This is a genomic window from Marinitoga sp. 1197 (genome assembly GCF_001021165.1).
Classification (GTDB): domain Bacteria; phylum Thermotogota; class Thermotogae; order Petrotogales; family Petrotogaceae; genus Marinitoga.
In genome coordinates this window covers 1-20255 of record NZ_AZAY01000048.1, presented here as the reverse complement: position 1 = coordinate 20255, position 20255 = coordinate 1, and the positions used below count along the sequence as shown (strand labels likewise).

Genomic DNA, 20255 nt, shown 5'->3' with positions numbered 1-20255 from the left:
AGATGAAGATAAATATGTCAAAAAGCGGATTAGAACTTTCTAGAATTGTTCAAGGGATGATGCGTTTAAATGAATGGGGGTTTTCAAAAAAAGAATTAGAAAACTTTATTTTGAAAGCTATTGATTTTGGAGTGACAACATTTGATCATGCTGATATATATGGCAATTACACATGTGAAAAGATTTTTGGAGAAGCGCTAAAATCAAATTCTTCATTAAGGAATAAAATACAAATCATTACTAAATGCGGTATAATGGTAAAAAATGAAAAGTATCAAAGAAGAGTTAAACATTATAATACCAGTAAAATACATATAATAGAATCTGTTGAAAATTCATTGAAAAATTTAAATACTGATCATATTGATTTGTTACTAATTCATAGACCAGATCCTTTTATGAATCCAGAAGAAATATCAGAAGCTTTTGATGAATTATATAATTCTGGGAAAGTTTTATATTTTGGTGTTTCTAATTTTACTATTCAACAATTCAAAACATTGCAATCATGGGTTAATGTCCCGCTAATTACAAATCAAATAGAAATTTCACCTTATAATATTGAACATTTTGAAAATGATAATATATATTTCTTAATGGAAAAAAGAATTAATCCAATGGCATGGTCACCTTTAGCTGGAGGGAATTTATTTAAAATTAATTCTGAAAAAGCCAGTAAAATATTTTATGCACTAAAAGAAATTGGAAAAGATTTTAGTATTGATTCATTAGACACAATTGCCTATGCATGGTTATTAAGCCATCCAGCTGGAATAATACCAATTTCAGGTAGTGGAAAAATTGAACGATTAGAAAATGCTGTTAAATCACTTGAATTAAAACTTTCACCGGAACAATGGTATATTATTTATGAAGCAGCATTAGGGCATAGGGTACCATAAGGAGGTAATAACTTGAATATTATTGATGAAAATGTAATTGAAAGAAAACAGGAATTATGTAATTTAATAGATGATTTAAAATTAATATTGAAACCAATGAAAAAGGATAAAATATTAGAAGAAATAAAAAATAGAATTAGTGAACCTTATACATTTATGATTGTTGGGGAAGTAAACTCAGGAAAAAGCAGCTTTGTTAATGCATTGCTTAAAAGTAAAGAATTGGCAAAAGTTTCTCCCCAAACATGTACAGACAAAATAAATATTATAGAATATTCTGACAAACCATATGAAAAAGAGTTACCAGATAAATACACTAAATATATTGGAAGGTCTTTTGAAATATTAAAAAATATTAGAATTGTAGACACTCCAGGAACAAATAGTATGGTTACTGAACATGAAAAAATTACCGAATCCTTTATACCAAATGCTGACCTTATTATATTTGTTTTTCCTGCGAATAACATTGAAGCAGGTAGTGCCTGGAATTTTTTTGAAAAAATTGTAAAAAAATATAATAAAAATATCATAATAGTTCTCACAATGAAAGATATTGCAAAAGATGAACAAATCAGAATTAATTATGAAAATGCTAAAATACGTGCCAAAGATAAAGGAAAAGAAGTTCCGGTATTTATAACTTCTTCAGATTTGGAATTTGAAGGTATTAGTGATTCTGGATTTGAAGAAATAAGGAATTTTATATTAAATACAGTGACAGGTAGTAAAAGAGAATTCGGAAAATTAGAATCTTTAGCCAATCAAATAAGATCATTGATAAATTCTATAAAAGAAGACATATATGATAGAAAAAATAATTTATTAAATCAGGAAAATATATTAAACACAATAGAAAAAAATATAGAAATATCAAAAAAGAATTCTTTGAATGAGGTTGAATTATGGATAAAAATAATATTGGAAAATTATAGAAATACGGCAAAAAAAATAAAAAGGAAATTAGAAGAAGAAATAACACTCTGGAATCTATTAAAAAGAGCATTTTCAAAAACTCAAAATCTAAAAATTCTGGAAGATGAAATAAAAGATATATTTATTAATAACCTTTTAGAATCTACCAAACAAATCTCTGCAGAAAGATCTTCAAAATTTATCGAAAATATTAAAAATATGTTGAATAGAAATTTAGAAGAATTAAAAAATATAGAAAAAAATATAGACTTAAAAGATATGTTTTATGATTTTGGAGAACAAAGAAAAAAATTAATAGAAAATACTATAGAAAAAATCGATTCATATATAAAAGAAGAAAAATTCTTAGAACTAATAAAAGAAGAAAAATTAAAATCAATTAATACTACAGTATTTAGCGGAACTGGATTGTCTGTATTAGGTATTATAATAATGATGTCAACACAGATTTCTATATTTGATATAAGTGGTGGAATTATAACAGGTATAGGAGTTATGACAGGAACGTTTTTTGCTGCTTTTAAAAAGAAAAAAATACTAAGAAAGATTGGAAAAAAGTTTGATGAAGGTGAAGAAATAATTAAAAACAATTTAGAATCGAATTTATATGGAATAGTCGATTTAATTTACAATGATATTGATATTCTATTTTCAGATTTTAAATCTAATATATTAAAGGAAAAGGAAACAATTGAAGAATTAGAAAAAACACTAAATAGATATATAAGAAAAATTGATAATTATATTAATTCTTTGGAGGGGTAAAACATGATATTTACTTTAACTATGAATCCATCATTAGACAGATATATTTATATTGATGAATTAGTACCTGATGATACAATTCGGGCTAAAAAATTAGTAGATTATCCTGCTGGTAAAGGAATTGATGTATCGAGAGTAATAAAAGAATTAGGGGGAGTTTCTGTAGCTATTTCTTTGTTAGGAGGACATAACGGTAGAAGAATTGAAGAAATGCTGGATGAAGAAGGTGTTATATATTCTTCAATAAGGATAGACCATGAAACGAGAATGAATATAATATTAGAAGAAAAGACACAATATAGAATGAGTATGCCTGGTGAAAAAGTTAAAAAAGAAAAGTTACAGAAAGTTTTTGATATTTTGCATTCATTGGTAAGAAATGGAGATACTATTATAATATCTGGAAGTTTACCAAAAGGAGTAGATCCGGATTATTATACAGGATTGATTTTTTCATTAAAACAATGGGATGCAACTGTATTTTTTGATTCTGATGGAGAAAATTTAAAAGCAGGGCTGGAAGCTGAACCATATTGTATTAAACCAAACACTCATGAATTATCAAGATTATTAGAAGAAGAAATAGATGAAAGAGACAAAAATATAATTGCAAAATATGCAAAAAAAACACTGGAAAAATATAATTTAACAGAAATATTGGTTTCAATGGGAAAATATGGAAGTGTCTATGCCAATTGGGACAAAGCATATTATGCATATCCAGTAGATTTAGAAGTTAAAAGTGCTGTTGGTGCAGGAGATTCATTTCTTGCAGGATATATACTAAAATATGAAGAGGATACATTAGAAGCATTTAAATTAGCAAATGCTGCAGGAAATGCAGCTGTTCTAACTCCTGGTACAGAATTATGCAAAAAGAAAGATGTTCTTTCATTACTACCAAAAATAAAAATAGAAAAATTATAATTGGAGGTAAAATTATGAAATATTTCAAATATAATATTGGAGATCCTATTGATTTTGAAATTATTGAAACAAATGGGAATATTATTAAAAATGAGGATTTAAAAGGAAAATGGATAGTATTATATTTTTATCCAAAAGATAATACGCCCGGATGTACTACTGAAGCAAAAGATTTTTCTAGTTTAATTGATGAATTTAAAAAATTAAATGCTGAAGTTATTGGCATAAGTCCAGATGATGTTGAAAAACATAAAAAATTTATTTCAAAGCATGATTTAAAAATTAAATTGGGATCAGATGAAAATAAGGAATTATTAGAAAGAGTTGGAGTATGGCAAAAGAAAAAAATGTTTGGAAAAGAGTATTATGGTGTTGTAAGAACAACAGTTTTAATAGATCCTGAAGGTAAAATTGCTTATGTATGGGAAAAAGTAAAAGTAAAAGGTCATGTGGAAGAAGTTTTAAACAAAATAAAAGAACTACAAAATTAAATGGAGGTTTTTTAATGTCTGATATTTGCAATGTATTTGGAAAATGCGGAGGTTGTGCTTATTTAAATATTGAATATGAAAAACAATTATCAAAAAAAACAGAAGATATTCTCAAAATTTTAAAAGATAGTAATATTGAAATAAAAAATTACGAAGGAGTCTTATCTTCTCCATTAATTTATCATTATAGGAATAAAATGGAATATTCTTTTGGAAACGAATTTAAAGATGGACCTTTAACAATAGGATTAAGAGGAAAAGGAAAATTTTATGATGTATATTCTGCAAAAACTTGTAAAATAGCTCCTGAAGATTTTGGAAAAATAATTGAGTTTTCTGAAAAGTTTTTTAAAGATTTACCGTTTAGGAATTATAGAAAACATAAGGGTTATTTAAGACATCTTGTTATGAGAAAAGGATTTAAAACCAATGAAATTTTATTAAATATCTCAACATCTTCAGAACTCTTCCATTCATATGTTGAAAATTGGGCTAAAGAAATTTTAAATTTAGAATTAGAAGGAAATATTGTTAGTATTTATCATACAATCACTGATGCTAAATCCACTGTTGTTAAAGCAGATAAATTAATAAAATTATATGGAAAAGATTATTTTGAAGAAGAGATTTTGGGAATAAAATTTAAGGTTGGGCCCTTTTCTTTTTTACAAACAAACACATTGGGTTCTGAAGTTTTATACAACAAAGTTTTAGAATATCTTGATAGCAATGCTAAAACAGGATTGGATTTATATTGTGGTGCCGGAACAATAACATTATTAATGGCAAAAAAATTGGAAAAGGTGGTTGGTGTTGAAATAATCAAAGAAGCTGTAAATGCAGCTAAAGAAAATGCAAAAGACAATAATGTAAAAAATGTTGAATTTTATTTGGGAGACGCAAAAGATATAGTTAAACAAATAGATGATAAATTAGATACAATTGTCGTAGATCCTCCAAGAGCGGGATTACATAAAAATGTTATTAATTTTATTATGGAAAATAAATTTGATAACGTAATATACGTTTCATGCAATCCTTCGAATTTTGCAAGAGATATGATTTATTTAAAAGAACTTTATGAAATAGAAAAATTTGTTTTTGTTGATATGTTTCCACACACAAAGCACCTTGAATCAGTAGCATTGATTAAAAGGAAAACTACAGAGAATTAAATGTATATAATTATCTAGTATCCTGATATCAATTTAATTTGTACGATGTAATTAAAATTTGGAGGTAGAAAATGTTTCCGTTACGAGATATTAATCCTAGTAGTAAGAAACCTATAGTTACTATAAGTATAATAATTATCAATATAATTATTTTTTTATTTGAGTTGATATTACCTTTTAATATTAGAGAAGCTTTTATCCATTATTATGGTTTTATACCAAAGGAACTAACAAATGCCATAGTTTATAGATCCATTAGCTATATAGGATTAAACATAATATCTATTTTCACAAGTATGTTTTTACACGGTAGTTTTATGCATATTATCGGTAATATGTGGTCATTATGGCTATTTGGAGATAATGTGGAAGATAAATTGGGGCATTTTAAATTTTTATTAGTATATATTATCAGTGGTTATATCGCATCATTTACTCATTATATTTTTAATATAAATTCTCCTGTAGTAACTATAGGTGCATCTGGAGCAATAGCGGGTGTTATTGGTATATACTTTGTTTTATTTCCCTTTGCAAAGATTCAAACTTTATTTTTATTATTATGGTTTCCGTTTTTTGTAAACATTCCAGCATTTATTTTCATTGGTTTATGGTTTTTAACCCAAGTATTTAATGGATTATTATCTTTAGTAGGTCCATATTATGGCTCAGGCGTAGCTTGGTGGGCGCATATAGGCGGGTTTATATATGGTATTTATTTAGCAAAAAAATATAAGAGAGAATCATATTATTATTAAAAATAATAAAAAAATATTATTGCAAACAACTACTTTATTTAGGCTAGGCATATTTGCTTAGCCTAAATTTTATGATATAATAGTTCTATATGCTAACAAATTTTTGAGGAGTGATGGTGTGGATATAACTTTAATAAACAAAATAATATTATTTCCTTTAATTTTTTTAGCAGGGTTTGTTGATTCTATTGCAGGTGGTGGAGGGTTAATTTCTTTACCAGCATACTTGTTTATCGGACTTCCTAGCCATAATGCATTAGCTACTAATAAATTATCATCATCAATTGGAACAACAATTAGTACATTAAGGTATGCAAATGGAAAAGCTATAATTTTTGAAGTGGGGATTTTTTCTGTTATTTTTTCTTTTCTAGGTTCTTTTTTAGGAGCTAAACTTGCGCTTGTTATTCCTGATAATACTTTAAAAATAGTTTTAACAGTTCTAATTCCTGTTGCTGCTACTTTTATATTAATAAAAAAACCGATCAAAAAAGATAATAAAATTAAAAATTTAACACATACAAAAACAATATTTTTATCAAGTTTTATTGGTTTTATTATTGGTATGTATGATGGTTTTTTTGGACCAGGAACAGGAACATTTTTGATTATTTTATATGTAACGTTATTATCTTTTGACCATGTAAAAGCTTCAGGAACAGCTAAAATTGTTAATTTAGCTTCAAATATTAGTGCGTTAATTACTTTTATAATTGGAGGAAAGGTTATATTTTCTATTGGATTACCTGCAGCTCTTTTTGGAATAGCTGGTAATTGGATTGGCTCTGGTTTAGCATTAAAAAAAGGAAGTAAAATTATAAAACCAATTATGTTAGTTGTATTGCTAATTCTATTAATAAAAATTTTGTATGATATTATTTAGGAGGAATTGTTATTCCATATCTTTCGGTTTATTTGAAAAAAATTAGAGAAAATACAATAAGGGTTATTGAAAAATGTAAAGAAAAAAACATTAAGGTTGCAGCGGTAACCAAGGTTTTTGCCGGTGATTTTAAAATAATTGAAAATATAATAAATTGTGGAATTGATATTTTAGCAGATTCTAGACTATTAAATTTAAAAAGATTTAATACTTTCTCTGTAGAAAAAATGTTAATAAGAATTCCGATGAAAAGTGAAATTGAGAATGTTGTGAAATATACAGATATTTCATTAGTTTCGGAATTAGAGACTATAAAAGAAATCAATGAATATGCAAATAATTATAATAAAGTATATGATATCATATTGATGATAGATATTGGTGATTTAAGAGAAGGTGTTTATTTTGAAAATTATGATGAATTATATTTTTATGTAAAAGAAATATTGAAAATGAAAAATATTAATCTTAGAGGATTAGGTACAAATTTTTCTTGCTTTGGTGGTGTAATACCCACTGAAGATAAATTTAATACCCTGATAAATATAAAATATAAATTAGAAAAGGATTTCAATATTGAAATTAAAGAAATATCAGGAGGGAGTTCTGGAACATTATCTTTATTTGAAAAAATAAATATTCCAAAAGAGATCAATCAATTGAGATGTGGTGCATCTATAGCCCTTGGAATAGGGCTTAATGATACACCTTTTGATTATCTTCATCAGGATACATGTGAATTTGTAACTGAATTTGTTGAAATAAAAAATAAAACATTTAAAGGTGTAACTAAGAAAATAGGTATATGTGTTATTAATATACCAGAATTAAAAAAGGAATATTTAGTTCCTTTAGATAAAAAAATAAAAATAATAGATATTAACGATGATTACATAGTCCTTGATATTACAAATTCAGAAAACAGATTAAATTTAAATGATTCAGTTAAATTTAATTTATCATATGGGGGTCTGCTTTTTATGATGAATTCACCATACATTAAAAAACATTATATTGAATAAATTATATATATTTAGCTTCTAAAGTTATATATGTCATTGCCAATAACCCTTCAAAGACAACATTATAATCGTTATGAATTAACTTCACCTTTCTTCCATCAATTCGTTCAACTAATGGCATTGATTCTACCATATCTGTTCTTAAAGTATCAGCAAATTCTACAATCATATCAATAGGACTTTCGAAATTTAAAATTGAAAAATCTTCTAATTACCCCCAAAAATATTTTATCACACTTTTTATTATATTATTTTTTAATTGACAAAATTCTATTTTTTATATATAATTAGAGTAATTAGCTTAACGAATTTTTAGGAGGGGGAATTTATGTTATATATATTAGTTTATTTAGCAGGATTATTTAGTGGATTTATTAATGTTATAGCTGGTGGTGGATCATTAATCACATTGCCTGTTTTAAATCTATTAGGATTACCTATTGATATTGCAAATGGAACAAATAGAATAGGTATAATTTTTCAAAACATAACAGCTACAACAAAGTTTAGAAAAAGCGATGTTTTAGATCTAAAAAGAGCAATATTTTTGTCTATTCCTGCAACTCTGGGAGCACTGGTAGGTGCGAATATTGTTGTTAACATAGATAGAGCTTTATTAAAAAGTATTGTAGGATTTATTTTAATTATTATGAGTGTATTTTTAGTATGGAAACCAGATATTTGGACCAAAGAAAGAAAAGTTAAGAAAAATAATATTTTAAGTTTTGTCGTTTTCTTTTTAATAGGTATATATGGAGGTTTTATTCAAGCTGGTGTAGGTTTTTTCCTAATGTCTGCCCTGGTGTTATTAGAAGGATATGATCTTGTAAAAACTAATGCCATTAAAGTTTTCCTTGTACTTATATATACTTTATTTGCCTTTATAGTATTTGCATTAAATAATCAGGTGAATTATTTAGCTGGTTTTGTATTGGCTTTAGGAAGTATTTCAGGAGGTTATTTAGGAAGTTCTTTTTCAATAAAAAAGGGTTCAAAATGGATTCAACGAATTTTATTTGTAATATTGATTATAATAGGAATATATTATATTTTTAATGCATTAAATAAATAGGGGGAGTTATATGAATTTTGATTATCTAGAATATCCTTATTCTTCAAAAAGAACATGTGTATTTGCAAAAAATGGTGTTGTTGCAACAAGTGAGCCGTTAGCTGCACAAGCAGGAATAGACATATTAAGAAAAGGCGGAAACGCTATAGATGCTGCTATAGCTACAGCAGCTGCTCTAACTGTAGTAGAACCAACCTCTAATGGTATAGGTTCAGATAATTTTGCTATAATTTGGTATAATGGTAAATTATATGGAATGAATTCAAGTGGTTACTCTCCTAAAAATCTATCAATAAAAGAATTACATAAAAGAGGCATTAATGAAATAAAACCTCATAGTTGGGAAGCCGTTACTGTACCCGGAACTCCATCAGGTTGGAATTTGATTTGGAAAAACTTTGGTAAATTGGATTTTAAAAAACTTTTTGAACCTGCAATTAAATATGCTAATGAAGGTTATCCTGTTTCAGCTATTGTATCATATTATTGGAAAAGAGCTAATAAAATTTATAAACAAAAATTAAAAGGAGAGATTTTTAAATATTGGTTTGAAACCTTTGGTGAAAAAGCTCCAAATCCAGGCGAAATAATAAGGTTACCTTATCATGCTGAAACACTAAAAAAAATATCTGAATCTAACGCAAAAGAATTTTATAATGGTAATTTAACAGAAAAAATTATTCAATTTTCGAAAAAATATAATGGATATTTTGATTATTCTGACTTTGAAAATTTTAAAAGTGAATTAATTGAGCCAGTAAGTATAAATTATATGGGATATGATATCTGGGAACTTCCTCCAAATGTTCAGGGGATTATTACCTTAATGGCTTTAAATATTTTAAAAAATACCACATATAACAATGAATATGAGCTATTTCATAATTCTATTGAAGCGTTGAAACTAGCATTTATTGATGGGAAAGAATATATTACAGATATTTCAAAAATGGAAGTTAAGATTGAAGAAATGCTCTCAGAAAATTATGCTAAAACAAGATCAAAATTAATTTCAAATTATGCACTTGAACCAACACCTGGCAAAATTCCTTCTTCAAATACTGTATATTTAGCCACAGCTGATAAGTGGGGAAATATGGTTTCATTTATTCAAAGTAATTATATGGGGTTTGGATCAGGAATAGTGGTTCCCAAAACAGGAATTGCTCTTCAAAATAGAGGTCATAGTTTTTCGCTCAATAAAAATCATGTCAATTATTTAGAACCATTAAAAAAGCCTTATCATACAATTATCCCAGGATTTATTACCAAAAATAATAATCCAATAGGACCTTTTGGTGTTATGGGTGGATATATGCAACCTCAAGGTCATTTGCAGGTTATTTTAAATATGATAGATAAAAACTTAAATCCACAAGCTGCTTTAGATGCTCCGAGGTGGCAATGGTTAGAGAAAAAAACTATTTTAATAGAAAAAGATTTTCCTTCTCATATTGCTGAAAAATTAGAAAGAATGGGTCATGAAATAAAGGTTTCTCTTAGTTCAGGACCTTTTGGACGGGGACAAATAATAATCAAAGAAAAAGATTTCTATGTTGCTGGTACAGAAAAAAGAGCTGATGGATATATAGCAGTATATTAAATTAAAAAAGGATTGGCAGTTTGCCAATCCTTTTTTAATTTAATCATTGATCTAATTGTATATTTAAATATACGATAATTTCTTATATTTAATGTTTATGATATAATATTTTTAATAGAAATATCTGTTGTATATATATCAAATATGGAGATGATTTAATGATAAAAAATAAAAATGAATTAATTCAGGGTATCATTGTAGCTGTTAATAGAGGAGATTTGGATTTTGATAAACAAATTGAAGAACTTAAAATTTTATGTAAAAACATTGGCATAAATATAGTAACAGAGGTTATACAAAAAAGAAAGAATATAGATAAAAAAACTTATATAGGAAAAGGAAAAATAAATGAATTGACAGAAATAATCTCTGCATTTAAAGCTGAAATTTTAATATTTAATGATTCAATATCACTTTCCCAAAGAAAAAATATTCAGGAACGCATAATTGATGTTGAGATATTAGATAGAAATGAAGTGATTCTGGAAATCTTCAAAAGAAACGCCAAAACAGCTGAAAGTAAATTACAAGTTGAATTAGCTACTTTGAAATATGAATTACCAAAAATAATAGGATTAGGAAAAGAAATGTCAAGAATTGGCGGCGGTGCTAGCGGGACAGGAACTGGAACCAGAGGTTCTGGTGAAACATTTTTGGAATACAAAAGAAGGAATATAAGAGATAGAATAAATTATTTAAAAAAACAATTAAAAGAACTAGAAAATGTTAGAAAAATCAAAAACAAAAAAAGAAATGAATCATATATTCCACAAATATCTATATTAGGTTATACAAGTGCTGGTAAATCAACATTGTTAAAAGCGTTATCAGAAGATAAAGATATTTTTACATCGGAAAAATTGTTTTCTACTCTTTCAACTTTATCTAGAAAGGTTCAATTCCCCTCTGGATTACCTGCTATTTTTTCTGATACTGTTGGATTTATCAGAAAATTACCTGTTGAATTAATAGAATCGTTTAAATCAACATTGGATGAAATAAATTATTCTGATGCAATTATAGAATTGATTGATATTAGTGAAAATAATTTTGAAAATAAACTAAAAATAGTAGATAATATTATAAATGATATACTAAAAGAAAATATTCCAAAAATAATAGTATTTAATAAAATAGATCTTTTAAATTTTGAAAAAATTAAACACATAAAAATATTATATCCAGATGCTATTTTTGTTAGTTCAAAATCCAAAGAAAGTGTTTATGAATTTTTGTTAAAACTGGAAAATAAATTAATATCATTCGGAGTTATACAATCAACCAAAATATTTGTTGACTTCAACAAAATATGGAAGATTGAAAAATTAAAAAAAGATATCGGTATAAAACAACAAAAAGAGATGAAAAATGGTTTTGAAATAGAAATATTAGCAAAAGGTAGTTTTTTAAATAAAATAATAAAAAACAATCTTTTAATTAGATAAAAAGCATAAAATCAACTTGAAATTTTTAAATCATTTATACCCCTTAACTTTTTCTTAAAAAAATGGTATAATATTAGTGTAAAAAAATTCAGGGAGGGATATATGTGGCTAAATATATTGCTGATAGAGTTGATTTAGATTTGATATTATTAAAACCGGTAGAAGATTTAAGAGTTGAGAAAATAACTTTAGAAGAATTAAAACACGGTATTAGAAATGGTTTTGAAAGTCATATTAGATGTGAAGAACAAGCGAAAAAAATAAGTGAAATTCTGGGTATTGATATTAAAGTAAATGAAAATCCTTATAAATTAAATAAAGAAGACACTTTATATGTTATAAGCGGAGATAATTTTTATAGATTAAAATATATATATTAAAAAAGTTTCGGGAGCTCCCGAAACTTTTTTAATTATTTATTATTTTCTTCCACCTCTATACCCTTTACCCATGTGAGAAGAATTACCTGAATTATATTGAGTACTTGAATTTTCCATACTTGAATTATTCATATCTGACTTATTTAATATTTTATTTAGCTCTTCAGAAGATATATATTGTGCTGAATATGTTGAATTATATCTTTCTAATGTACCGACAAACGCTCTCATATGATTTTCTGATCCTTGTTTTAAATTATTATATACAAGAGTTATATCCTGATTGTCTGTTTCATTTAGCAATTTTTCTAAATCATAAATATCTAAATCTTCAATAGTTGCTCCAACTTTTAATGCCTCAATTGCAGATTTTTTCCCTTCTTCTACCAAATCATAATATAATTTTTGTAATTCTGCATTTTTGAAAACTCCAACTGTATAGTCTGTGATAGGATCTTCTATTTCATATTTATCCAGAATTGTCTTTACAGCATTCATATGAGTTTGTTCCGCTTGAGCTATATTATAAAATGTTTGTAACCCCCATGTGTCGTATAAGGTTAAATATACATCCCTTGCCAGTTTTTCTTCTTCTCTCATTTGTAATAATCCGTTTATTTCATTCGATGTTAATGATTCAACGGGTAAGCTCTCAACTGCTACTGATGGATTATTGAAAAATCCTCCAGCAAACGATACAGCAATCAACAATAACGCCATTAAACCTATTAAAATACTTTTTTTCATAAAAATCGCCTCCTGATTTAATTTATTTTTTTTATTCTTTCGACACTTATATAATATACTTCATTACTTAGAATAACCTTAATCTTTTCTTAGAAAAAACTTAGAAATAAAAAAACTCTATATTTTTCTTAAAGAAAAATATAGAGTTTAATTTGAATATGTTTAATATTTTCTAGAACAGAAACTGATTTAATCTAATCTTTGATTTCAGCTATATAATTTCCAAATAAAACCAATGTAGCTCCAATAATCGTATATATATTTGGATAATTTTTTAACATAATCGAATCAGCAATAACTGTAACTATAGGTATAAAAAATATTCCATTTGTTGTAGTTTTTGCACCTGCTAATCTTATAGCTTTATTCCACCATATATATCCAAGCGCTGTACAAAAAACACCTAAATAAATAAAGGCAATTAATATTTTTGGCTGTATCCACAACTGAAAATTTGGACATGTCCCAGCATTTTTTAATTCAAAAAAAGCAAATGGTAAAAAGAATATCATTCCATAAAAATTCAAATCTTTTGTTATTATTAAATTATCATGATGATGTAGCTTTTCTATAAAAATAGTATAAAAAATCCAGCTAAAAGACGCTCCAAACATTAATAAATCACCTAAAGGGTTTAACTTTAACACAAATCGTCCATTTAAAACAATTATTGAAACTCCTGAAAAAGCCAAAAAAGTTCCTAAATAACGTATTTTATGAGAAAAAGATTTTCTTAAAATATCTGAAAATAATAAATACATTACGGGAGTTGCTGATATTATTAAAGAACCATTAGATGGTGTTGTAAATTGTAACGCTGTATTTTCGAATAAGAAATATGCTGTTACCCCAAAGAAACCAGCAAGCATCATATAAAAAAATTCTTTTTTTTCATATTTTATATCTTTTCTTATAAAAATAATAAGAATTAAACTCGATAAAAAAAACCTTAGAAACGCAGCTGTAATTGGTGGAACAGAATGAACTATAATTTTTGTAGCTACAAAAGAAATGCCCCAAAATATTATGGTAATCCACATGTAAATTATACCTATAGTTTTATTTTTCAAATTACCACCACCATTAAGACTAATATATAAACATTGAGTCTCCAAATGAAAAAAATCTATATTTTTCTTCAACCGCTGTTTTATAAGCTTTCATAATAAAATCATATCCTCCAAATGATGAAACAAGCATTAAAAGCGTCGATTTCGGTAAATGAAAATTCGTTATCAACGCATCTATTAACTTAAATTCATATGGTGGATAAATAAAAATATCTGTAGTTCCCATATACGCTTTTTGTTCAGGTAATAACGCAATTGTTTCAAGAGTTCTGACAACAGTTGTTCCTACACTTATAATTCTTCCATTATTTTTTTTATACTCTTTAATTTTTTTTACGGTATTTTCAGGAACTTCATAATATTCTTCATGCATTTCATGTTCTTCAATTCTTTCAACTTTTACTGGTCTGAAAGTTCCAAGCCCTACATGTAATGTAACTTCTGCAAACTCTATTCCCTTATTTTTAATCTTTTCCAATAACTCTTTTGTAAAATGAAGCCCTGCAGTTGGTGCGGCAACTGCACCTTGTATTTTAGCATATTCCGTTTGATATCTGTCTTTTGGAACATCCTGATTTTTTATATATGGCGGTAATGGCATATTTCCAATTTTTTCAATTTCTTCCCATACATCTTTATCTGAAATAAAATTAATTATCCTTGAACCATCAGAATTATGTTCAATGATTTTTGCATATAAATCGTCAGAAAACCTTATTTCTGCACCCTTTTTTAGCTTTGACCCAGGTCTTACTAGAGCTTTCCAAGTATTGTCTTCATGTGTTTTTTCCAATAGCAAAACTTCTACTTTTGCACCTGTTGTTTTCTGACCATATAATCTTGCCGGAATAACTTTTGTATTATTTATAACCATTAAATCACCTGGTTTTAAGTAATCAATAATATCTCTAAAAATTTTATGTTCGATATTTTGTTTTTTTCTGTTTAAAACCATTAATCTGGATGAATCTCTGGGGTTAGCTGGTTTTTGTGCAATATATTCTTCGGGTAAATAATAATCAAAATCATTTACTTCATACAACGGCTTTTTCATTTTAACCTCCATTTTTTAAGCATTCGCTCTAATTGTTAAGATTTCTCCATCTTTTACTATTTCTTCTTTACCGGCTAATCTCCATAATCCAGCCTTTTTAACCTCATCTTCACTGCCTAAATTAATTAAATCTTCATAATGCATAACTTCCGCTTTAACAAATCCTTTTTCTAAATCAGTATGGATTTTCCCTGCAGCTTTTTTCATAGTAGTTCCTTGGTTTATAGTCCATGCTCTTACTTCATCTTCCCCAACAGTAAAGAAAGTTATTAAGCCTAAATGATCATAAACTGTTTTTGATAGTCTATCGATTCCGGGTCTTTCAATTCCAAGTTCTTTCATAAATTCTTCTCTTTCATCATCATCAAGTTCTACTAAATCGGCTTCAGTCTTACCACAAATCTCAATATATGCAAAATTTTCATCTTTACATGCGTTTACCAATTCTTCTTTTTCTGGATATTCTTCTTCCATTAATTGGTCTTCATCAACATTTACCACAACTATTATTGGTTTTAATGTAAATAAAGCTAAAGAACTTATTAGTTTTTTATCTTCATCACTTAATTCAATTTTAGAAGCAAATTTTCCATCTTCTAATATCGGTTTTATTTCTTCTAAAATTTTCACCTGTCTTTCTTCCTCTTTTGTTGGTTTCTTTTTTCTGTTTTGTTCAATGAGTCTTGATAATCTGTTTTCAACAACTTCTAAATCTCTAATAATCATTTCAGTTTTTAAAGTATCAAGCTGATCTACAGGGCTTTCTGCACCTTCTGGAAATGGTACTGAATCATTTTTAAATGCCCTAACAACAAGAATTATTGCATCAACAGTTTGAATCATCTGTAAAATCCTATTCTTTTCTTTTCTATCGGCTGCAGGATTATAACTTGGAATATCAATAAAATTTAATGTAGCATATACAGTTTTTTTAGGATTATACATTTCAGCTAACTTTTCAATTCTTTCATCTCTAACATTTGCCACTCTTTCTTCCGCATCTTTCTTATAACTACCATCATATGGCTTATTAGTCAATAACGAAAAAATTGTAGTCTTTCCTGTTAAAGGTAAACCTAAAATTCCTATCTTCATCATAATTCCTCCTTTAATTTTTCGAATATATCTATATATCTTTTTCCAACTGGTATTATATCAATATCTCTATATTCCATATTATCACTGTTATAAAACAAATGTATTTGAAGATATTCCTCAGGCAAATAATATTCAAGCCGTTCTGGCCATTCAATTAAATATATTCCATCATTATCTTCAAACAATCCAACATATGGGATTTCTTCAGGATCTGATAGTCTGTATAAATCAGCATGATAAATTCTAACAGAATTATCATAAACCCTGACTAGAGCAAATGTTGGAGAAGTAACAGTTAAATTTTCATCCTTTAACAAATTTTTTATAAATCCTTTTGTAAAAGTAGTTTTTCCTGTTCCTAAATCACCATATAATAATATTTTCATTCCTGGAAATGAATGTTTTGATATTATTTTGGCAATTTCTAATAACTTATGTTCGTTGATTTTATCCAGCCTTTTGATCTTAATACTGCCTCCCTCCAGATATAATAGTCCTTTTCTAATTTTTCATTGTCTTTTGGCATTATCTTTATACCTGAAAATTGCAAATTTTTTATTTCATTAATAGAAAGATTTTTTGAACCAATAGCGGCCATAAAAGCTGCACCTAAAGCTGTGATTTCTTGAAATTCAGGAACAAAAATTTCTGCGTTTAATAAGTCGCTTTGTATTTCCATTAAAAGTTTATTTTTTGTAGCACCTCCATCAACATTCATTTTTCTTATCTTTGTCCAAACTGCTTCTTGCATGGAATCTATAACTTCTCTTACACTAAAGGCAACAGATTCTAAAGCAGCTCTAATAATATTTTCTTTTTTTGTTGCCCTTGTTAATCCTATAATCAAACCCCTTGCATCTGAATCCCAATAAGGTGTTCCAAGTCCGCTTAAAGCTGGAACAATGTAAACTCCTCCATTTTCAATATTCCTCGAATATTTTTCTAAATCTGTATACTCTTTAATCATTTCTATATCTTTTAACCATTTAAAAAACGCACCAACGGTAAAAATACTACCTTCAAGTGAATATATAATTTCATCGTCTATTTTCCATCCAATTGAGGTTATTAATCCGGGATGGGGTTTTGGTGGCATGGCTCCAGAATTCATCAAAACAAAAGCACCTGTACCATAAGTACACTTTGCATCTCCTATTTCAAATGCTCTTTGACCAAATAACGCAGATTGTTGATCACCAATCATTCCATAAATCTTTGGTCCAAATTTTGTTTCAAAACCTTTATCAATGGCAGTACCAACAACTTCAGGTAAAATATCTTTTGAAAGTCCAAATGTCTTTAAAATTTCATCATCCCAATCAAGAGCATGTATGTTCAATAATTGTGTTCTTGATGCATTTGAAAGATCAGTAACATGTTTTCCAGATAATTTAAATGTCAACCAGGATTCAATAGTTCCAACCTTTAAATTTCCGTTTTTATAGGCTTCTTTTACTGCTGGTACATTTTCTATCATCCATACGATTTTAGAACCTGAGAAATAAGGGTCTTTTACCAATCCGGTTTTTCTTTTTACCTCCCTCCAGAATTCGGCTGGATATCTATTAATTAATTCATCAGTTCTTCTACATTGCCATACTATAGCATTTGTTAATGGATTTCCAGTATTTTTATCCCATGCAACAATAGTTTCTCTTTGATTTGTAATTCCTATTCCAATAATATCATTCCAGCTGAGATTATTCCTTTCAACCACTTCAACCATAGTTTCTTCTGTTTTATGATATAATTCTTCCGCATCCTGTTCAACCCATCCTGGTTTTGGATAAATCATATTTATTTCTTTTTGCGATAAATCAATTAAATTAAAACTTTCATCAAATAACAAAGTTCTTGTACTGCTTGTTCCTTCATCGATAGCTAAATAATAATTCATAAAACTCCCCCCTATCAATTAGTACTATTTAATATATTATAGCATAAATAAAATATATCTGTATTATAAAATTTGATAATAAAACTTGACTTTTTGTATCCGATTTGATATAATAAAAATATAATTCAGATAAAAATTATCCTATTTTTGTGATAAATTTCATTAGGGAGGGAGAAATATGATTGATAGAGGAATTGGCGGAACACCAATAATAATGCTCTCGAAAATTGTAAAACCAAACAAAATATTTGTTAAACTTGAAAAAAACAATATAACAGGTAGCGTAAAAGATAGGGCAGCTTATTTTATGATTAGAAAAGCAGAAGTAGATGGAGCATTAAAGAAAAAAATAATAGTTGAACCAACAAGCGGAAATACAGGAATTGCTCTGGCAGCAATTGGAAAAAGTAGAGGATATACTGTAATTTTAACAATGCCTGAAAGTATGAGTGTTGAAAGAAGAAAAATCTTGGAAAAATATGGTGCTGAGTTGATATTAACTCCTGCAGACAAGGGGATGAAAGGTTCGATAGAAAAAGCATTGGAAATAGTGAAAGAAAGAGATGCTTTTATGCCAAATCAATTTGAAAATCCTGCAAATGTATTAGCTCATGAATTGACCACAGGTCCAGAAATATTAAAACAAATGGATTACAATTTAGATATTTTTGTAGCTGGTGTTGGTACTGGCGGAACAATAACTGGAGTTGGAAAGGTTTTAAAAAAATTTTTTAAAGATAAAATAAAAATAGTTGCAGTTGAACCAGAAAATTCAGCTGTTATTTCAGGTAAAGAACCTGGGAAACATAAAATCCAAGGAATTGGAGCAGGATTTATTCCAAAGAATTTAGATGTAACAATTTTAGATGAAGTTATAACCATAAAAGATGAAGAAGCATTTGAAATGCAAGATATTTTAGCTAAGAAAGAAGGTTTATTTGTAGGGATTTCAGCTGCTGCAAACATTTTTGCAGCAATTAAATTAACACAAAAATATCCTGAAAAAAAGATAGTAACAATTGCACCAGATTCTGGAGATAAATATTTGAGTTTGATTTAAAAACTTTCAAACAAACACCGGGTTCTAAAATCCGGTGTTTTTATTTGTATGAAAATTTTCAATATTGTATTTTTTAAGAATTCTTAAATTAATATATTTTCTAAAAAGTTAGATTTAGATTTAGATTTGTTTTATTTTGCTTTTGAAGGATTTTCAAAATTGGTTTTTATAAACCAAATATGTAATTTTATTCCATTTTCTCCTTCTGTTATATATTCAAAATCTTTTATTGTATTTGAATATATTATTAACCATCCTTCTTTTAGCCCTTTTCTTTTTATATATTCTTTTATTTGTCTTTTGGCTATTTCGTATTCATATTTTATTATGTTTGCTTTTATTTCTATTAAATATTCTTTTCTGTTATACATTACCATTAAATCTATTCTTCCTCCGCCTATTTGTGTTTCTGGATATACTTTTCCTCCAAGTAATTCTATGTATGCACTTAAGAATTGGTCAAGATTATATTGATACACCCCTTCATAATAGTTTCTGCCTTTGAACATTACTGCTCCTCTACTTTTTATGTATTCTGTATATCTTTTTAGCAGTTCATTTAGTTTTAAATTTTTATTCTCATCTATATATTTATTTAAATCTTCTTCAAATTTTAGCATTTTATTTCTTTCTCCATTAGTTTGTGGTTTGAATCTTGCATATAATGCTTTGTAATACAACGGCACTTTTACACAGCATATACCTTCACAATTATCTATTACTCCGTTTATATATAAGAATTTTATGTTTTCATCATATATATTAAATTCTACATTATTTGGTTCAAATAATATTTTCATCATTAATTCTTTTTCTTTTTTCNNTGCTGCGTTGTGCCATATTAATTCTTTTACTTTTTCATCGAATATTTGTTCTGTTTCTGTTTCGTGTTGTGAAAGTAAATCATATACTTGTTCTTTTGTAAAGTATGGCACTTCTAAGTGTTCTGCTATGTTGAATGGACTGGCAT

The 20255-nt window shown here is 27.2% G+C and carries 21 protein-coding genes; 13 read left to right on the top strand and 8 right to left on the bottom strand.

The genetic code is table 11. The features are described 5' to 3' along the window. The first annotated feature begins 2 nt into the window (after positions 1-2). The 8 genes from X275_RS09730 (at position 3) to X275_RS09695 (ending at position 7859) form a co-directional block, all read left to right on the top strand. Positions 3-902, top strand: coding sequence for an aldo/keto reductase (locus tag X275_RS09730; RefSeq protein ID WP_047268627.1), 900 nt, complete (start codon positions 3-5; stop codon positions 900-902). A 12-nt stretch (positions 903-914) separates the two neighbouring features. Next, positions 915-2603 carry a dynamin family protein gene (locus tag X275_RS09725; RefSeq protein ID WP_047268626.1) on the top strand — a complete coding sequence of 563 codons (1689 nt, stop codon included), beginning with the start codon at positions 915-917 and terminating at the stop codon, positions 2601-2603. A gap of 3 nt (positions 2604-2606) precedes the next feature. Continuing rightward, positions 2607-3530 (top strand): 1-phosphofructokinase family hexose kinase, encoded by a 924-nt coding sequence (locus X275_RS09720; RefSeq protein ID WP_047268625.1) that lies wholly within the window; start codon positions 2607-2609, stop codon positions 3528-3530. A 14-nt stretch (positions 3531-3544) separates the two neighbouring features. Continuing rightward, a complete protein-coding gene (locus X275_RS09715) occupies positions 3545-4021 on the top strand; it encodes a peroxiredoxin (RefSeq protein WP_047268752.1) in 477 nt (158 codons plus the stop codon). A gap of 14 nt (positions 4022-4035) precedes the next feature. Continuing rightward, positions 4036-5196, top strand: coding sequence for a 23S rRNA (uracil(1939)-C(5))-methyltransferase RlmD (gene rlmD, locus X275_RS09710; protein ID WP_047268624.1), 1161 nt, complete (start codon positions 4036-4038; stop codon positions 5194-5196). A 71-nt stretch (positions 5197-5267) separates the two neighbouring features. Continuing rightward, the gene (locus X275_RS09705; protein WP_047268623.1) at positions 5268-5954 is read left to right on the top strand and encodes a rhomboid family intramembrane serine protease; all 687 of its coding nucleotides are present in this window, start codon (positions 5268-5270) and stop codon (positions 5952-5954) included. A gap of 118 nt (positions 5955-6072) precedes the next feature. After that, the gene (locus X275_RS09700; protein WP_047268622.1) at positions 6073-6837 is read left to right on the top strand and encodes a TSUP family transporter; all 765 of its coding nucleotides are present in this window, start codon (positions 6073-6075) and stop codon (positions 6835-6837) included. A gap of 32 nt (positions 6838-6869) precedes the next feature. Further along, positions 6870-7859, top strand: a complete 990-nt coding sequence (locus X275_RS09695; protein WP_052913847.1) for an alanine racemase — start codon at positions 6870-6872, stop codon at positions 7857-7859. 1 nt (position 7860) lies between these two features. On the opposite strand, the gene X275_RS11415 is transcribed toward X275_RS09695, so the two are convergent. Further along, positions 7861-8055: a M55 family metallopeptidase gene (locus X275_RS11415; protein WP_255350045.1), complete on the bottom strand. Its 195-nt coding sequence runs from the start codon at positions 8053-8055 to the stop codon at positions 7861-7863. A 132-nt stretch (positions 8056-8187) separates the two neighbouring features. Between X275_RS11415 and X275_RS09690 the strand changes: the two genes are divergently transcribed. From X275_RS09690 to X275_RS09675, 4 genes are all read left to right on the top strand, one after another. Further along, positions 8188-8931: a sulfite exporter TauE/SafE family protein gene (locus tag X275_RS09690; RefSeq protein ID WP_047268620.1), complete on the top strand. Its 744-nt coding sequence runs from the start codon at positions 8188-8190 to the stop codon at positions 8929-8931. Between the two features lie 10 nt (positions 8932-8941). Continuing rightward, complete coding sequence (locus X275_RS09685) at positions 8942-10534, top strand: gamma-glutamyltransferase family protein (protein WP_047268619.1); 1593 nt, start codon at positions 8942-8944, stop codon at positions 10532-10534. Positions 10535-10692: 158 nt separating this feature from the next. Beyond that, positions 10693-11979, top strand: coding sequence for a GTPase HflX (gene hflX / locus X275_RS09680; RefSeq protein WP_052913110.1), 1287 nt, complete (start codon positions 10693-10695; stop codon positions 11977-11979). A gap of 104 nt (positions 11980-12083) precedes the next feature. Further along, positions 12084-12359 carry a DUF1874 domain-containing protein gene (locus tag X275_RS09675; protein WP_047264946.1) on the top strand — a complete coding sequence of 92 codons (276 nt, stop codon included), beginning with the start codon at positions 12084-12086 and terminating at the stop codon, positions 12357-12359. Positions 12360-12398: 39 nt separating this feature from the next. Here X275_RS09675 and X275_RS09670 read toward each other — a convergent pair whose 3' ends face one another. From X275_RS09670 to X275_RS09645, 6 genes are all read right to left on the bottom strand, one after another. Continuing rightward, positions 12399-13106 carry a DUF2202 domain-containing protein gene (locus tag X275_RS09670; RefSeq protein ID WP_047268618.1) on the bottom strand — a complete coding sequence of 236 codons (708 nt, stop codon included), beginning with the start codon at positions 13104-13106 and terminating at the stop codon, positions 12399-12401. A 194-nt stretch (positions 13107-13300) separates the two neighbouring features. Continuing rightward, positions 13301-14176, bottom strand: coding sequence for a DMT family transporter (locus tag X275_RS09665; RefSeq protein ID WP_047264990.1), 876 nt, complete (start codon positions 14174-14176; stop codon positions 13301-13303). A gap of 19 nt (positions 14177-14195) precedes the next feature. After that, positions 14196-15230, bottom strand: a complete 1035-nt coding sequence (queA, locus tag X275_RS09660) for a tRNA preQ1(34) S-adenosylmethionine ribosyltransferase-isomerase QueA (protein ID WP_047268617.1) — start codon at positions 15228-15230, stop codon at positions 14196-14198. 15 nt (positions 15231-15245) lie between these two features. Further along, positions 15246-16325: a redox-regulated ATPase YchF gene (ychF, locus tag X275_RS09655; protein ID WP_047268616.1), complete on the bottom strand. Its 1080-nt coding sequence runs from the start codon at positions 16323-16325 to the stop codon at positions 15246-15248. Further along, the gene (gene tsaE, locus X275_RS09650) at positions 16325-16714 is read right to left on the bottom strand and encodes a tRNA (adenosine(37)-N6)-threonylcarbamoyltransferase complex ATPase subunit type 1 TsaE (RefSeq protein WP_052913845.1); all 390 of its coding nucleotides are present in this window, start codon (positions 16712-16714) and stop codon (positions 16325-16327) included. The genes ychF and tsaE overlap by 1 nt, the downstream gene beginning before the upstream one ends. Before the next feature lie 38 nt (positions 16715-16752). Beyond that, positions 16753-18225, bottom strand: a complete 1473-nt coding sequence (locus X275_RS09645; RefSeq protein WP_047268614.1) for an FGGY family carbohydrate kinase — start codon at positions 18223-18225, stop codon at positions 16753-16755. Between the two features lie 178 nt (positions 18226-18403). Between X275_RS09645 and cysK the strand changes: the two genes are divergently transcribed. After that, a complete protein-coding gene (gene cysK, locus X275_RS09640; RefSeq protein WP_047268613.1) occupies positions 18404-19285 on the top strand; it encodes a cysteine synthase A in 882 nt (293 codons plus the stop codon). Between the two features lie 131 nt (positions 19286-19416). Here cysK and X275_RS11925 read toward each other — a convergent pair whose 3' ends face one another. Further along, positions 19417-19794 carry a PD-(D/E)XK nuclease domain-containing protein gene (locus X275_RS11925; protein WP_442914817.1) on the bottom strand — a complete coding sequence of 126 codons (378 nt, stop codon included), beginning with the start codon at positions 19792-19794 and terminating at the stop codon, positions 19417-19419. Between the last annotated feature and the right edge of the window lie 461 nt (positions 19795-20255).

Coding starts and splice junctions, on each gene's coding strand:
- X275_RS09730 (WP_047268627.1), top strand. CDS start 3: ATGAAGATAAATATGTCAAAAAGCGGATTAGAACTTTCTAGAATTGTT.
- X275_RS09645 (WP_047268614.1), bottom strand. CDS start 18,225: ATGAATTATTATTTAGCTATCGATGAAGGAACAAGCAGTACAAGAACT.
- X275_RS11925 (WP_442914817.1), bottom strand. CDS start 19,794: ATGTTCAAAGGCAGAAACTATTATGAAGGGGTGTATCAATATAATCTT.
- X275_RS09670 (WP_047268618.1), bottom strand. CDS start 13,106: ATGAAAAAAAGTATTTTAATAGGTTTAATGGCGTTATTGTTGATTGCT.
- tsaE (WP_052913845.1), bottom strand. CDS start 16,714: ATGAAAATATTATTATATGGTGATTTAGGAACAGGAAAAACTACTTTT.
- X275_RS09685 (WP_047268619.1), top strand. CDS start 8,942: ATGAATTTTGATTATCTAGAATATCCTTATTCTTCAAAAAGAACATGT.
- ychF (WP_047268616.1), bottom strand. CDS start 16,325: ATGAAGATAGGAATTTTAGGTTTACCTTTAACAGGAAAGACTACAATT.
- rlmD (WP_047268624.1), top strand. CDS start 4,036: ATGTCTGATATTTGCAATGTATTTGGAAAATGCGGAGGTTGTGCTTAT.
- X275_RS09715 (WP_047268752.1), top strand. CDS start 3,545: ATGAAATATTTCAAATATAATATTGGAGATCCTATTGATTTTGAAATT.
- X275_RS09720 (WP_047268625.1), top strand. CDS start 2,607: ATGATATTTACTTTAACTATGAATCCATCATTAGACAGATATATTTAT.
- cysK (WP_047268613.1), top strand. CDS start 18,404: ATGATTGATAGAGGAATTGGCGGAACACCAATAATAATGCTCTCGAAA.
- hflX (WP_052913110.1), top strand. CDS start 10,693: ATGATAAAAAATAAAAATGAATTAATTCAGGGTATCATTGTAGCTGTT.
- X275_RS09705 (WP_047268623.1), top strand. CDS start 5,268: ATGTTTCCGTTACGAGATATTAATCCTAGTAGTAAGAAACCTATAGTT.
- queA (WP_047268617.1), bottom strand. CDS start 15,230: ATGAAAAAGCCGTTGTATGAAGTAAATGATTTTGATTATTATTTACCC.
- X275_RS09690 (WP_047268620.1), top strand. CDS start 8,188: ATGTTATATATATTAGTTTATTTAGCAGGATTATTTAGTGGATTTATT.